Raw genomic sequence first — 338 nt, forward strand, 5'->3', positions numbered from 1 at the left:
TCGCACGTCCCGGTCCGGCGACGGGAGCGCAAGCTGCAGCGGTTCAAGTCGGCCGCTGCGGCGCAGCGGTTCCTGTCGATGCACGCCGCGACCTACAACACCCTCAACGTTTGCCGTCACCTCACCACCGCCCGCACGCACCGTCGGTTTCGCGCCGAGGCGTTCGCGGCATGGCGGGATGCGGCTGGCGTCGCGGCCTGAGCCTCGCGGAGGCCGGCCCATCGCGGCCACGCTCGACAACGTGACAAGCCCCTCAGCCTCCACCGCGGCACATGGGATGCCATCGCAGACAGCATCCTGACGGAGAAACAGGCGCGGCCGAAGCTTCTCGCCCTAAC

Annotated in this window: 1 pseudogene; it reads left to right on the top strand. The window is 69.8% G+C overall.

Annotated elements, in window-relative coordinates:
* Positions 1-201, top strand: a pseudogene (locus FFK22_RS42395) (IS6 family transposase); the annotation flags it as partial.
* Between the last annotated feature and the right edge of the window lie 137 nt (positions 202-338).

The sequence above is a fragment of the Mycobacterium sp. KBS0706 genome, from assembly GCF_005938675.2.
In the GTDB taxonomy this organism is placed as follows: Bacteria; Pseudomonadota; Alphaproteobacteria; order DSM-16000; family Inquilinaceae; genus Inquilinus.